This window comes from bacterium (assembly GCA_039961635.1).
Classification (GTDB): domain Bacteria; phylum 4484-113; class 4484-113; order JAGGVC01; family JAGGVC01; genus JABRWB01.
In genome coordinates this window covers 13184-28043 of the sequence record JABRWB010000084.1, presented here as the reverse complement: position 1 = coordinate 28043, position 14860 = coordinate 13184, and the positions used below count along the sequence as shown (strand labels likewise).

Below are 14860 nucleotides of genomic sequence, written 5' to 3'. Positions count from 1 at the left end.
CAAGCGACGGGGCTTGTGCCGAAAGGGTACAATATTGCTTTCTTTGAAGGTGCTGAAATGAAGTCTGCAACGATAAAGTTGGCGGCCGCATCAGTCGGAATGACGATATGCTGCTTGGTTTGGGTTTCGGTCGCGCTTTCCCAGGGGGAATTTTCGGAAGGAGAGCCAAGCGGAATCGAGCAGGGCGGTGAAAGCGGCAAAATCGCGGAGCTTGAAGCAAAAATCTTGAAACTTGAAGCCGAAAAAGCGGAGCTTTTCGACCAAATCGAGGCCTATCAGGAATTCAACAGGCAATACGGCGATCTGGTTGCGATAACCCTCAAAACAGGTCTTGACTCCGTGAAGTTCGGCGTGCGCGAAAAGTCTATTTCGGCCAACGCCGCACGCAACCAGTTGAACGGCTATGTTCATTTGTCAAAGCGCGGCATGGAAATAGCCGATTCGCTTGCGGATATAACCGATCCAGGCTGGCCCATCCAGGGAGAATTCGCCGAAAACAGGATGATATGCGCCACGGGTAGGACATACATCGACATGCTGAACGCGTACATAGACTACAGGACGGATGCCAACTGGACGAATTTGCAGGCGGTCAGCGAAAAAATGAGCAAGCAGGTTGCAAGCCACGTCTCAAAGTAGGCGAGTCATGCAATATCGTCTCATATTGTCGCTGCTTTTGATTCTCGAGGTCCTTTTCTTGATGAGGCCGCAGTATGCGTACGCCGCGGAAACGCGGCTGTCCATACTTTCCGTGTCCGCGGTGCCGAGGGGAGAATTCGAATCGGAAGGAACGGCGCACTTCAAGTATCCCGACGTGGAGTCGCTCGATATTGTTGTTCGAATATTGCTTGAATCCGCCGCGGAGAAAAAGGTGACTGTATTCGTTTCCGCTTTCGATCAAGACGGGTTACGTATGGGCAAAGCAAAGGCGGAAAAAACCGTCGAGCCCGGCGAATCCGAAATCAGAATCGAGCGCTTTCTGTTGCTCGAGAACTTTTATGGGGAGCACGAAGTCAAACTGAACGTTGAAGCATCCGCAAAAAGCGCGGCGACCGCGCTCTCGCAGCGCGTGTTTTCATTCGTAGGCTTGCCTGCGCCGAAAGCGATGGTGGATTATATAGAAGTCAGGCCGAGGGACGAGCAGTATTACATCGAATTCGTTCCGGGCGAGGACTTCCTGTTCAACTTCTTTTTCAGGATTGAAGAGAACGAGGGCGGGATGCCGCTTGAATTGAAGTTGTACGCGGTGATGGATTCGCAAAGCTTCCGCTTGGACGACGCGCGGTTGTCCGATCCTTTCTGGGGTGAGATTGCGATGTCTTCGGAACCGGGCTTTTACCAAGTGGAAGCGGTGGGCAGCCTTCCGGAAAAATTCGCCGACTTCTACCGCGAGCGGCACTACTTCAGGATCATTGCGGTGCTCGATTTCGACGACGAGATCAAGTTCTCCGAGCCCGCCCAAGGGTTGATTTTTGACGAAAGATACGGGGAAAACCGGGAGCCGATGTTCGAGGATGAAACTTACGTGGTGTTGGAAGAGCCTGAACGATGGAGGATTTCGGAACTCGACAGGAAATCATACGAACGCAGAATAAGGGATTTAAAGGAGTTGAAACGTGTCAGACGATTCGACGTTTACTTCGGGCGTTAGGCGGACTGCGGGTTTTTTGGCGGCTGCGGTATTTCTGATTATGGCGGTTTTGCCCGCAGCAGCCGCACAGTATTATGTCTATTACCAAGTTCCCGGCGGTATCGCAAGGTTCAGCTACCCCGTGATGGAGAGCCAAACCGTGCTGTCGCTTGGCGACAAAAAGTCTACGCTGGAGGATTTTGATATTTCCGTTGATGGCGGCAGGATTGTTGGCATCTACAAAGGCAATGTCGTTTTATACGACAGGGTCACGAAGACGCTGGTCAGGCTTACTGAAGATGGCGGCACGCGGCCAAGGACGGAGCTTTCGTATGAATGTCCCAGATTTGCAGGCTCAACACTGAAAGTCGGGTTCATTTCCAGGGATCCGGTTGCGAATCCCCCGCTCGACGGCGTTTGGATAGAGTCGCTTGACGGCTCCTACAAGGAAAGGATAACGCTGCAATCGCTTCCCAAGGGAGAAAAGCCGGACAGGATTTTGTTCAATCCATCGGGCGATGCGCTGGCAATCGGTATAAAGAGCCAGGATTCGGATACTGTCGGGCTTGCCGTGTACTCGCTTAAAACAAAGAAAACCGCAATACTTGTCGGCATAAGAGAGTATTGGGAAACCTATTTCGGCGAGTCGGTCGAAGATTTCGTTTGGCTGGATTCAAGGCAGCTGTTGGTGTTGGTTTCGGATTCCTCAATGGGCGGGTTTCCGGAATTTCGCGCAGTTCTGATGGATGTCGATACGCCGGGAAAGCAAACATCCTGGACGGTTACTTACAAAACATCGGGTGAATGGATTGTCTCGGTTCCTAAACCTGCAGGAGGAGCGTACTACTGGATGAGGTTGGGGGCGCCGGATGGGGACGCGGACAAGGGGGTTTTCGTCCAAACATACAAGGCCCGTCTTTTCGCTCCAAATCCTACTCTTGTGGGCGAATTCTTTATAACGATGGACCGGTTCGACAAAGTCGAAGACTTGATTCCGTTTCACGACGCGGCTGCGGTGGCTGTGTTCTATGCTCCGGCGAATCCTTCCAAAGGCTCCTTGACCGTTGAATTCCTGGATCACATAGACGGCAGCAAGTACTTTGAACTTGATGGTCTGGCCGGAACCAGACTGGTTTTAACGGCGGAATCTTAGCGGCGTGGTATGACGGAGTTTGATTGCCTGCCGATACTGCTATAATCCACTTTCCTGGACGGGCGGTGGCATGCCTCCGTCGGCCGGTGGAGAACCCGATGTCGCCTAAATTCGCTGCGATACCATCCTTTTCGGAGATAATATCCCAGATTGGAGAAGCCATCTGGGTAATCGGGCCGACCGGCCACTGGGTATTCGTCAACCCGACGTTCGCCAAATTCATCGGCATCCAGGCCGACGAAGTCTATTCCCACGCGCTTTTCGATTATATCCATCCGGATGACAAGGGTTCGGTCGCGGAGGGCTTCGAGCAGCTCAAAAAAGCCGGCGAAATGATCGAACTTAGGTATCGCCTAATCCACCGGGAAGGCGTGGATGTTTGGGTTTCCAGCGTAGTTACCGCGGTTCGCGATTCGGCCAGGCAAATTCAGTATTACGTGGGTACGTCGCGCAAAGTAAGCGCGGAATCCGCGGGGTATTCCGGAGTTGATTTTGCGTCGGGGGCGAAACAGCAGGCACTCCCTGGCGCGCCGGACATTCCCTTCGAGCTGGTGATTATGGGCATGGCCACGCCGGTGTGGGTGGTTGACATCGCCAGGAATTTTGTCTTCTCCAATCCTGCTTTCAACCTTTATGTAGGCTTTTCGCAGGAAGAGCTTGTGGGAAAAACAATAGAGCAACTGATCAATGATAAATCGCGCGATTTGCTGGATGCTTCGATTAAAAGGTTGGTGGAAGGCGAGGAAAACGCGGAGGTGGAAATTGAGTTCCGAAAGCGGGAAGGCTGGAATGAATCTCAGAAGTTCGTGATACGGCCCGTCAGATCGTCGCAAGGTGCGATTCAATTTTTCATAGGGAATTCGCGCGGAGAGGGGGAAATAATTTCCGAAAGCGCCCTTCCCGATCCAACCGCTCCGTACCGGGAAACGCTTGAGAAAATCGGCGCGCCGTCCTGGATCTCCGATGCGAAAGGTCAGTTCATTTTTGTCAACGGCGCATTTTGCACAACATTCGGCTTGCGGCCGGGCGAAATACCATCGGAGCCTTTGCAAACCCTTGTTCACCCCGATGATCAAGGTATTGTAAAGAGTGCTTTGCAAGATTTGCGGACAACCGATACCGTCAAGTTGACTTTCCGGTTTTGCCCGGTACCGGCCAGGATATTCTGGGTTGATCTTGTGCTGTCCGGTCTTAAAACCAAGGAAGAAGGGCTGATTTACGTGGTGGCCACCGCGCACGATATGACGCGGGAGCGTGAATTGGAAAATCAGACGATTCAGCTCAGGGATCGTCTCCAAGCGGTAATAGATCAAATTCCTGACGCAATCCTTGCAACGGATAATCAGGGAAAGATTCGCGTAATCAACCAGCGCGTTCCGGATTTGCTCGACATGCTCGAGCTTGAAATAATCGAGCAGAGCCTGACGGATGTTTTCGGCGGTTCCGCAAGCGCGCCAATGAAAGAAATACTGGAAAAGGCGCTTGGCGGAAAAGACGGAACGTCCACGATCACACTCGGCAACGGCTCTGATTCTTTGCCGCTTATACTGAAGTACGCGCCTTTGATGCACGAAGGGGTAATCGACGGTGCGGTTTTCGTTCTTAAGTCGGTGAAATGATCAAGCGGCTTTTCCGCTGTTTTTGGGGCGGGGCTGCAGGGAGCTGAAAAATGGGATTTTGGAAAAGACTAGGCAGGTTTTTCCGGGCGCTCTTTGGGGGCGCGATGAGCGCGGTCGAAGATCCGGAAATGATGCTCAGACAGACGATCGATGACATGCGCGCCAAGATCCCGCGAATGAATGAAAGCCTTGCGAAGATGAAAGGCGGCATAGTCCTTCTCGAAGACGAGCTCAAAACATACGAAGCTGATAGCGCCAAAATGAAAGCGACAATCAAGGCGGCCCTTGAAGCCGGCGACGAGATAGTGGCGGCGAATTACGCCGTGAGGCTGAAGTCCACTCTCGAATCCATGGAGCGCACAAAGGCGCAGATAGAGCAGGCGCAAATGGCGTTCAATCAGGCTATCGACCTTAGGAACGAATACAAGAAGGAGATTGAAAAAAAGGCCCGCGATTTCGAGAGGGCAGTGGATGAAAAGCGGCTGGCGGAATTCAAAAAGGAGGTGGCGAGCGCCTTCGAAAGTTTCCAGGTGGGCGATGCGGATTACACTTACAAGGAAATGATGGACAAACTAAAGCGCAGAACGGCCGAGGCGGAGGCGAGGCTGGAGGTCGCCATGACCGGAATAGACGCGGAGCAGTACAAAATCGACAGACGCGCCGAAGAAATCGAGGCGAAGGAGATACTAGACCAGTTTCGCGTGGAATGGGGATTGTCTCAGGAACAAAAGGCCGCGGATAAAACTCTGGGAATGGCGCAACCGAAAGAGCAGGAAAAGCAGGCGGAGTGAACCGCTATGGGCGGAAGTTCCGCGGAGAGGGTGGGATTCGAACCCACGTGACAGGAAACCCGCCAATCGGTTTTCGAGACCGACGCCTTCAACCGCTCGGCCACCTCTCCAAAGGGGGCGGACAATATACCACAAAGCCGCATGACCTTAAACGCCGGAGGGCCGTGGAAAGCTACCCGTTTTGCGAATTTATAATTTGTCGCGAAGTCCAATCAAATGCAACCAGTGCAGCTTTGTCCTAGTAAATGGTAATATATTCATTCCGCCAAATCTGGCTTTTACAAAAGCCTTGGACGGGCGGTACAAGCTTTTTGAGGTGAAGGTGAATGACGCGAGGTTCGCGCCTTGGAAACATACTTTTTGTAGCATTGCTCATCCTGGTGCTGTGGATGATCTCCGGCTATTTGTTCAGCGCGGCTGTGACGGACATCAGCTACAGCGATTTGGTTGGATTAATCAAGGAAAACAAAGTTGCGAGCGTTGTAATTAAACCTGACGCATCGCAGATTTTTGGAGAGCTTGTACCGGGCGAGTCGCTTCAGCCAAGCAATCCCAAGTTCAAGGACAGAAATCAATTCAAAACGAACCTGCCTCCCAACTACGAGACGCTGGTGGCGCTGTTGGTTGACAACGGGGTGAAGGTTGAAGTCGAGCATGTCAGCGCCTGGTCTTCGCTTTTTTCGCCGACCACGCTGTTTATGCTTCTTCTGTTCGCCCTGCCGATACTGTTTGTATACATGTTGCTGTCGCGCCAAATCCAGTCTTCCGGGGGCAACCAGGCCTTTACTTTTGGCAAAAGCAAAGCCAGGATTGCGGATGAAAAGGGCAAGAGGGTGACTTTCGCCGACGTTGCCGGCGTGGACGAGGCAATCGAAGAGCTCCAAGAAATAGTTGACTTCCTTAAGAATCCGCGCAAATACCAGGAGATCGGTGCGGAGATTCCCAAGGGAATACTGCTGATTGGCCCGCCGGGTTGTGGCAAGACTCTTCTTGCAAAAGCCATCGCGGGCGAAGCGGGAGTGCCTTTCTTATACATCAGCGGCTCCGATTTCGTTGAAATGTTCGTGGGCGTGGGAGCAAGCAGGGTGCGCGACCTTTTTGAACAGGCCAAAAAACAAACACCTTGTTTGATTTTTGTGGACGAACTCGATGCCGTGGGAAGGCAGCGCGGGGCAGGGCTCGGCGGCGGTCACGATGAACGGGAACAGACGCTCAACCAGCTGCTTGTCGAATTGGACGGCTTCGAGCCCAATAGCGGAATTATCCTTCTGGCTGCAACCAACCGTCCCGACATCTTGGATCCGGCTTTGTTGAGGCCGGGCAGGTTCGACCGCCGGGTGGTCGTTGATCGTCCGGACTTGGGCGGGAGAAAGGGCATACTTAAGATTCACCTCCGCAACAAGGCCGTAACTCCGGATGTCGATATCGACGTATTATCACGGCGGACGCCCGGATTCAGCGGTGCGGATCTGTACAACGTTTGCAACGAAGCAGCGTTGCTGGCCGCCCGGCAGAACAAAAAAGTCGTGTCAATGGCGGAATTCGAGGAAGCGATAGACAAAACTATCGCCGGTCCGGAGCGCAAGAGCCGTGTAATAAGCGAGCGCGAAAAGGAAATCATCGCCTACCACGAGCTGGGGCATGCCGTTGTTGCATACCACCTGCCTTCCGCTGATCCCGTTCACAAAATAAGCATACTTTCCCGCGGCATGGCCCTTGGATACACACTCCAGCTGCCCGAGGAAGACAGATTCCTTGCCACAAAGCAGCAAATGCTGGAGAGGATTTCGGGACTGCTCGGCGGCCGCGTTGCGGAGGAGCTGAAGTTCCACGAGATCTCGACGGGTGCGACAAACGACCTTGAGCGCTCAACGGAGATTGCCCGCGCGATGGTTACCCAGTACGGGATGAGCGAAAAGCTCGGCCCGCTGACCTTCGGCAAGAAGCACGAAAGCGTGTTTTTGGGGCGCGACTTGTCGGAGGATCGTAACTATTCCGAGCAGATCGCCTATGACATCGACCTGGAAGTGAAACACATAATAAGTGAATGTTACGACAGGGCTCGAAGCATTCTGGTCAGCTCTATGGGCTATCTGGACAAGCTCGCCAAGATTCTGCTTGAAAAGGAGCATCTGGGGCGGGAAGAGTTCGAAAACCTGATGAAGAACTTCGGAGCGGCATCCGCTTGAATTTTGCGATAAGCCCCCAAAATGCCTCCAGTTATTAACACTCGAATTCCAAACCGGGCTGTACGAGCCGCGTGATTGTATAAATGGGGAGATTGCTTGACACACCGGCCGATTTAATATACAATCGCTGCGTTCTCGGCCCGCCCGGGTGCGGCCGAGCATCGGTTAGCATTCGGGTAAATTTAGCTGCGGGTGCAGTGCTTGTGTGCAGTACCTAAAAAATGAGGTGTGCGATGCATAGTTCCAGCGGAAAGAGATTCTTCGGGCGGTTGCTCGTTGCCCTCTTTCTTCTAGGCCTGATCGTTTCGGTTGGCCTCGCCGCAAAGAGGAAGGATCCGAAACCGATCGGAGACAAGGACAAGCCCTGGTACAAGGGGCGAGAAAACTTGGAGAAGTACTTCGTCCAGAAAGGCGACCTGCCCACGGCGCCGCTTTTGGATTACTCCCAGGATTGCATGCTCTGCCACAATCTGTACTACGAACAGTGGTGGAATTCCGGGCACTCCCAGTCCTACAACAATCAATTTTTCCAGGACGCCTGGCAGTATTACCGGGAGTGGTGGTTGCACGAAACTTCCACCAGGAAAGATTGGGCGAAAATGGGGAAGATTGACGGGTCATCCAAGAAAGGAATGCACGAGCAGCCCGAGCGGGCGCTCGCGATTTCCAAAACGGACTGCCTTTCTTGCCACGCTCCCTCCATCAACGCGACAATCAAATACACCGATGATCTTGAGCTGCGGAATATCCTCTTAGCGATGAGGGAAGGCTACATCCCTGAATGGGAAGATATCGTCAGCGGCCGCGTTGACGACAGCCTGCGGTTTGACAAAGGCAGCACAAGGTACGACGAGTTGCAGGAAGAGCCCTCGCTTGACATCGCAATGCGCAAGCAGGTGCGGTTCATGCAAAGGATAAGCGATTACACCAAAGACGGAATTTCCTGCGACTTCTGCCATACGGTGACCCGTTTGTCTCACGTCAACGAACGCGGGGACGACCTTCACCGGATGCACAACCTCAATTACAGCCTGAACTTCGAACACAGGTTCGGCATGAAAAAATGGGGAAGCATTGAGGAAACGCCGACCGCAAGTCACACGATTCAGTTCAGCCCCGTCTACAAGCAAAGCGAGTTCTGCGCATCCTGCCACCAAGCCGTCAACGATTTCGGCGTAAAGGTGATGGACACTTACAATGAGTGGAAGTACAGCCAGTGGGCCAGGGACGGCATTACTTGTCAGAACTGCCACATGCCGGAATTCCGCTCGGTAGTTTCCAAGCACGGTCCCGAGCGCTCGGATGCCCACAACCACAGCATGCTCGGAGTTGGCGACCTGGCGTTCATGCAGACGGCAGCCGATGTGGAAGTCGAGGGCGAGCGCTACGATGATTACGTTGACGCAGTTGTGCGCGTAATAAACAACGGAACCGGCCACAGCCTGCCGACGGGCAAGCCATTCCGGAGGCTGGTACTTGTGGTCCGCGCGGAAGACGAATCCGGTACGGTTTTCTGGGATGCACGGCAGATCAACGCCGAACCGGGCTACCTTTCCGCGCTTCCCGATGGTTACTGGAAGACGCAAGGCGATTACCCGGTATTTCAGAGAGTCGTCGGTTCTTCAGTGCCCAATCCATATAAGGACGGCGAGGAAGTCCCATTCTGGTCGGCGGATTATGTGATTTCCGACACACGGCTTAAGGCAAACGAAACTCGTGAATTCCACTTCAGAATCCCCGTCGAGGAGGTTCCTGGAAGCGTGTTCGTCTCGGCCCAGCTCTTCTACCGCCAGGCCAATTCCAAGTTCGGCGAGATGTTCAATCTCGCGGATTATCCGGTTCGGATTGCCGGATACGCTTTGGAAATTAGCTAATCTTTAGGTTTCGTAATCCAATCGCCGGAGCCTTTGGTTCCGGCGATTTTTTTTTGCCTTGCTGCCGGTTTGCGGTTTGGGGCATAATAGGCCCGTGCCCAAGTGGAAATGCGGTCAGCACGTTTTCGAGCCGGACAAGACGCTGGTTATGGGCGTAATCAACGTCACCCCGGATTCGTTTTACGACGGCGGCCGGCACAATTCAACCGACAGAGCAGTTTCCCTAGCACTTTCGATGCTAAGTGAAGGCGCGGACATCCTTGACATAGGGGGCGAATCCACCCGGCCGGGAAGTGAAGGCGTTGCGGCGGAAATCGAGATCGCACGCGTGGTTCCGGTGATAGAAGCGTTATCGAAATTGAAACCAAATGCTGTGATAAGCGTGGATACTTCCAAGGCAGATGTAGCTGCCGAATCGATCGCCGCCGGCGCAAGCATCGTCAACGACGTGTCCGCCTGTTCGGATCCGCAAATGATTCCATTGCTGGCGAGCACAGCCTGCGGATACATCGCTATGCACATGCTCGGCGTGCCGCGAACGATGCAGTCTAATCCGGACTACAAGGATGTGGTGAAAGAGGTTGCCGAATATCTTCAAGATAGGCTGGATGTGCTTGTCTCATGCGGTGTCGCCGCGGAACGAATCGCTCTCGATCCCGGCATTGGTTTCGGTAAGCTTTTGGGGCACAACATCGAACTTATAAAGGCAATACCGAAGTTTGCGGCGCTCGGGCGGCCGGTCGTAATCGGCGCAAGCCGTAAATCAATGATTGGAGCGTTAACCGGCGCCGCGCCCGACGACAGGCTCGCGGGTTCGATTGCTGTCGCGGTTGCCGCCTCGAAGCTCGGCGCGCACGTAATTAGAGTGCACGACGTGAAGGCCACGGTTGATGCGCTGAAAGTAGCGCGGGCTATCTGGGGCTGATTTGGGTCTGGATTGCAGCGCTGGTCAGAAATTCGTGAACTTTGTGCGCGGTTCTTTGCGCAGCTCCTTTGTTCGTTTCGACGAAAGCCCCCGCGTTTCCGCCAAGTTGAACGAAATCTACGGGGGAGTATTTGCTTCGATTGCCGGTGGCCCATGAGCGGACTGCTTCCTGCAGAAATTCTGCCTTTTCCAGCCTTATCAACGCGGCCTCACGAGCCATTCGTTCGGGAAGGTCGGTGTTAAAAGTCCGCGGCCCGACGACTATCGGTCTCGAATAGGACGCAGGCTCTATTACGCTGTGCACTCCCGGCCCGTAAAAGCTGCCGAAGACAACGGCAAGCCCGCATGCCTGGTAGAAATCCGTAAGCTTGCCCATCGCGTCGAGTAGCAAGACAGGCGCCCCGTAGCCGCCCGGTCCATTTGAGTACTTCCAGCATTCCAAGCCATTTGATTTGACAAGTTCCGCAACTTCGCCGAAACGTTCCGGATGCCGCGGGACAAGCACAAGCCTTGTTTGCGGCTCCACCTCCCGAGCCGACATAAGTGCGCGCAACGCAAGTTCTTCTTCACGCGGATGAGTGGATGCCGCTATCCAACAATGCCTTTCCGCAAGTCCGAAATCCGAGCGCAATACCGAAAGCTGCGATTCAAGCAGCCTTGGCATTTCCACATCCAGCTTGATTTCGCCGCAAACCGCGAGTTTTTCCGCTGCCACCCCAAGCTGCTCGAACGAACTCCTGTCGGTCTCGCTTCTGGCAACAACAAAATCGAATTTCCTCCAAATCCGTGCAGTAATATAGCGCTTGAGTCCTTGTTTGTTGGCAAGCGTCATCCTGCCGTTGATGAGCACGCGTTTGGCTCCTGATTTGCCCAGCTCGTCCAGCAGATTCGGCCAGGCTTCGGCCTCGACCGTGATAAATGCCGCCGGCTTGAGCGCGGCCACAGCGCGCGAAACAACCGCCGGTATGTCGAGCGGAAGATAGCCAATCCAATATGCCTCGCGGGAGAGCAGCTTCAAAGCGCGTTCGTGTCCGGTGGCCGTTGTATTGGTCACGAACAGAACGTCGTCCGGATTGAGCTTGCGCCATTCCTTAACGAATGTGGACAAGGCTACGGTTTCTCCGACGCTTGCGGCGTTCAGCCATATCCGCCTTCCGGGCGGCAAACTCTCCGGCAGACCCCGCTTGGCCATTCTCTCCGGAAACGTTGCGGCATCTAGTTTGGAATCCCGTGAAATTGCAAGGCGCGCAACCGCCGGGCCGATTGTCGAGGAAAGAAAGCGGTAAAGCCAAAGCACGGCGTGAATTCTAACATCAGCATCCATGTTTAGTTTGCAGAAAGGGCGCGAATCGAGAACCCGAAACCAAGTACACTCCAATGGCCCGCAAACGCGCTATTTTTCAGGAAAGCTGAATGTCTGCAATACAAGGTTTATTGAAGGCAGTTGCGGTTCCTGAACAATGCGCCATGGCCCCACTTCCGTTACGAATTGCGTGGTGATTTTGCCTTCCAGCATGGGTTCGCCTTCTTCATTCAAATAGGTCATATCACTGACAATGGTAAGCGACGTCCGCTCCTCTCCGTTGAGAACGCGCGCTCCGCCCGCAACCACTTTGCTTGTCAAAACCAGGCCGTATCTGGTTATTTCGCTTTTGCCTCTTCTTGAAACCTCGGCAATGCCTGAATAGCTCCAGCTGTCTCCCACTTCGCATCCATCAAAGATCACCATGGCCGGAGGGATATATCTGGTGACATAACCTTCCAGCAGCTGCATCGTATAAGTTTTGTATATCCTTCCGTCCGATACGGCGAAGTGCTCTTCCTTTACCTTTTCGCCGTCAATATCCGTTATCAAAATATAGACCGGCGCAATTCTGTTGCCGTTTTCCGTTTGTATCGTTCTTGAGACCTTCTCGATCGAGCTTATTCGAACGACTCTGCCTTTGGCGTCGTAATACTCCCAAACGGTACCTACGGGCATCGGCCAGAAATTTGGGTTTGCGGCCGCGGCCGCGCGCCAGGCGATGCATACTCCAATCAAGACGATCGAGCTGAAATATTTGAAGGCCGAGCTAGCACGTTTTATGGTCACTCCTGAAGTATAACAAAGCATCCGGGCCGGGCACGCTGCGGCCGTGGCGGGATTGCGGCTAGTCAGCCCAACCGAATTTGCTTGAAAAATGCCGCAGTCGGGGAGCTTCGTACGTGAATTTCATACCGCGCAGCAAGCTCGATTTCTGCCGAAGTTTTATAAACGTTTCCGCCACATGTTCAAGATGATTCATCGTGTAAACCCTGCGCGGAATCGCCAGCCGAACCAAGTCCAATCCCGGCCTGTCTTTGCCTGTTTTGGGATCCCGCCCCCGCAATATCGGCCCGATCTCGCAGCTTCGGACGCCGCCTTCGATGTATCCGTACACCGCAAGCGCCTGTCCGGGATATTTCGAAGGGGGTATATGGGGAAGAAAGCTGCTTGCATCAATATAAATTGCGTGTCCGCCGAACGGTTTCATGCAGCGTACGCCGCCGTCCTCAAGCATTGCTCCGAGCGCGGCGACCTGTCCGGTGCGCCATCGAAGGTAATCTATGTCAGTCGCTTCGCGAAGGCCGACTGCCAAGGCTTCGAGATCTCGGCCCGCCAGCCCTCCGTAAGTCACGAATCCATCGAACAAAATCGTGTACTGCTTAAGCTCGTCGTATAGGGCAGGATCCCTGACCGCAATGAAACCGCCGATGTTGCCAAGGCCGTCTTTTTTGGCGCTCATCCACATTCCGTCGGCGTATTTGCAGCACTCCCGAAGTATCGAGCGTATAGATTTGCCTGCGTATCCATATTCCCTGGTTTTTATGAAATAAGCGTTCTCCGTAATTCGTGCGGCGTCGAAAAACAGCGGGACTCCGAATTTTCGTACGGTTTTTGAGACCTCGCGGATGTTGGCAAGGGAAACCGGCTGGCCTCCACCGGAATTACAGGTCAAAGTTAAAACCACCAATCCGGTGTTCGCCGAGTTCTTCGACAGGAAAGCGCCCAAACGACCTGTGTCAATGTTGCCCTTGAAAGGTGACAGGTCGTCAATATCCATGGCGTTGCTTACTACAAACGATTTTGCGATTCCGCCCTGGAATTCGATATGCGCGGTTGTCGTATCGAAATGAATGTTGCCGGGGCTGACCATTCCTTTCTTGATGAAATGTGTCATCACGACAAGTTCCGCACTCCTTCCTTGATGTGCGGGAAGAACGTAATCGAATCCGAATAGATCGCTTACCGTTTCCTTGAACGCGTAAAAGCTCCTGCTGCCGGCATAGGATTCATCGCCGCGCAGAAGTGCGGCCCACTGTCTGTCGGTCATCGAGCCGGTTCCGCTGTCCGTGAGCAAATCCACGTAAATATCCTCCGAGCGGAGGTTGAAAGGGTTGAAATCAGCCCTGTTGATGGCTGCAAGCCGCCTGCTTCTGGTCAAAAGACGCACGGGCTCGGTTGCTTTAATGCGGTAAGGTTCGATTGGCATCAAACTCTCCTTTGGTCGGGCTGATTATAACAAGGGACGTCCGTTGATTATTTGTTTTCGATGCTTGATATATCCGGCTCTTGGATATAAAGGCGCTGGTATACTAGGTGCGTGTTCCGTATCTTGGGCATTGCGCTTGCCGGGGGCAAATTTCATACCGGACACGCCGTAAGGCTGGTCAACCTCTATCAGCAAGCGCCCGAAGAGTTTTCGACCGACCTCGCGATTGTTACAGATCTTGAAAATCTTCCTTTGCCACCCGGCTCTGGAAAGCCGGAATTGATTCCTTTCGACTCGGTGGCATCCGCCTCTTTGCACTTATCTCGAACCATCGCAAAGGCAAATCCGGACGCTGTTTTGTTCGACTGTCTAAGCGAGCTTGCGGATTTAAAGACTGAAATTGCAAAAAAGATTCCTACAATCGTTTTCGACGACGATTCGCGTCGCTGCGATGGAATATCTATTTTGGTGAACGCGGTGTTGGGCGACTGGAACGGAGGTATATCCAGGCAGGACAATGGAATAGTCGCGACGGGCCCTGAGTTCGTAGTCATTCCGCAGGGGATTGGTGCCGCAAGGAGAAAGCGAAGCTTTTCGAAAGGGATTAATTTACTTGTTTCGCTTGGCGGAGCGGATCCAACCCGTTCCACGCTGCGGGTGTTACAGGCACTTGAAAGGTCATTGCAGGATTCAGAAGGAATATCACCGCAAGGAATGCACCGGTTGTCAGTGCTCGTGCTAGCGTCCCGCGATCATCCGGATTACGCTGTAATTTGCGAGCGCATGCGGCGTTTTGGATGGAACCTGGGCTGGGGTGTGGATATCGTGTCGGTTTTGCGATGGGCGGATTTGGCGATAACGGGAGGAGGAATGACCGCGCTCGAGTGCGCATCGGCAGGGGTTCCATCTCTGGTAATTCCTGCAAGGAACCACGAGCGGCGCACGGCCGAATTGCTCGCTGAAAGGGGATGCGCGGCTGTATTTGATCCAGACCTTCCCGAAAAACTAGACTTGGCGATAAATTCGTTTCTATTATCGACAGGCAAACTTGAAGCGATGGCTAAGGCCGGCCCCGCGGTCGTGGACGGGCGCGGCGCGGATAGGATATGGGAACTCATTCGCGGGCTGTTTCGCTAATCGGGAGTTCTTGCGGGATGCTCGGCTGTG

Annotated in this window: 12 protein-coding genes and 1 tRNA gene; 9 read left to right on the top strand and 4 right to left on the bottom strand. The window is 53.6% G+C overall.

Annotated features, from left to right (window positions below; translation table 11 throughout):
• Positions 1-57: 57 nt before the first annotated feature.
• The 5 genes from HRF49_11385 to HRF49_11365 all read left to right on the top strand — a co-directional run bounded on the left by HRF49_11385 (position 58) and on the right by HRF49_11365 (position 5193).
• A complete protein-coding gene (locus tag HRF49_11385) occupies positions 58-639 on the top strand; it encodes a hypothetical protein (protein MEP0815249.1) in 582 nt (193 codons plus the stop codon).
• Between the two features lie 61 nt (positions 640-700).
• Positions 701-1651 carry a hypothetical protein gene (locus tag HRF49_11380; GenBank protein MEP0815248.1) on the top strand — a complete coding sequence of 317 codons (951 nt, stop codon included), beginning with the start codon at positions 701-703 and terminating at the stop codon, positions 1649-1651.
• A complete protein-coding gene (locus HRF49_11375; protein ID MEP0815247.1) occupies positions 1617-2783 on the top strand; it encodes a hypothetical protein in 1167 nt (388 codons plus the stop codon). Before HRF49_11380 ends, HRF49_11375 begins: the two co-directional genes overlap by 35 nt.
• Before the next feature lie 98 nt (positions 2784-2881).
• The gene (locus HRF49_11370; GenBank protein MEP0815246.1) at positions 2882-4402 is read left to right on the top strand and encodes a PAS domain S-box protein; all 1521 of its coding nucleotides are present in this window, start codon (positions 2882-2884) and stop codon (positions 4400-4402) included.
• A 50-nt stretch (positions 4403-4452) separates the two neighbouring features.
• Complete coding sequence (locus HRF49_11365) at positions 4453-5193, top strand: PspA/IM30 family protein (GenBank protein MEP0815245.1); 741 nt, start codon at positions 4453-4455, stop codon at positions 5191-5193.
• 22 nt (positions 5194-5215) lie between these two features.
• Here HRF49_11365 and HRF49_11360 read toward each other — a convergent pair.
• Positions 5216-5303, bottom strand: a tRNA-Ser gene (locus tag HRF49_11360).
• Between the two features lie 216 nt (positions 5304-5519).
• Between HRF49_11360 and HRF49_11355 the strand changes: the two genes are divergently transcribed.
• The 3 genes from HRF49_11355 (at position 5520) to folP (ending at position 10181) form a co-directional block, all read left to right on the top strand.
• Positions 5520-7382 (top strand): ATP-dependent metallopeptidase FtsH/Yme1/Tma family protein, encoded by a 1863-nt coding sequence (locus tag HRF49_11355; protein ID MEP0815244.1) that lies wholly within the window; start codon positions 5520-5522, stop codon positions 7380-7382.
• 233 nt (positions 7383-7615) lie between these two features.
• The gene (locus tag HRF49_11350; GenBank protein MEP0815243.1) at positions 7616-9256 is read left to right on the top strand and encodes a hypothetical protein; all 1641 of its coding nucleotides are present in this window, start codon (positions 7616-7618) and stop codon (positions 9254-9256) included.
• 148 nt (positions 9257-9404) lie between these two features.
• Entirely contained in the window at positions 9405-10181 is a 777-nt protein-coding gene (gene folP / locus HRF49_11345) for a dihydropteroate synthase (GenBank protein MEP0815242.1), read from the top strand.
• Here the strand turns inward: folP and HRF49_11340 are convergent.
• The 3 genes from HRF49_11340 to HRF49_11330 all read right to left on the bottom strand — a co-directional run bounded on the left by HRF49_11340 (position 10168) and on the right by HRF49_11330 (position 13693).
• Positions 10168-11505, bottom strand: coding sequence for a hypothetical protein (locus tag HRF49_11340; protein ID MEP0815241.1), 1338 nt, complete (start codon positions 11503-11505; stop codon positions 10168-10170). The two genes, folP and HRF49_11340, sit on opposite strands and share 14 nt — an antisense overlap.
• 69 nt (positions 11506-11574) lie before the next feature.
• Positions 11575-12273, bottom strand: a complete 699-nt coding sequence (locus tag HRF49_11335; protein MEP0815240.1) for a hypothetical protein — start codon at positions 12271-12273, stop codon at positions 11575-11577.
• 58 nt (positions 12274-12331) lie between these two features.
• Positions 12332-13693: a tryptophanase gene (locus HRF49_11330; protein MEP0815239.1), complete on the bottom strand. Its 1362-nt coding sequence runs from the start codon at positions 13691-13693 to the stop codon at positions 12332-12334.
• Positions 13694-13804: 111 nt separating this feature from the next.
• On the opposite strand from HRF49_11330, the gene HRF49_11325 reads away from it, so the two are divergent.
• Positions 13805-14830: a hypothetical protein gene (locus HRF49_11325; GenBank protein ID MEP0815238.1), complete on the top strand. Its 1026-nt coding sequence runs from the start codon at positions 13805-13807 to the stop codon at positions 14828-14830.
• Positions 14831-14860: the final 30 nt, after the last annotated feature.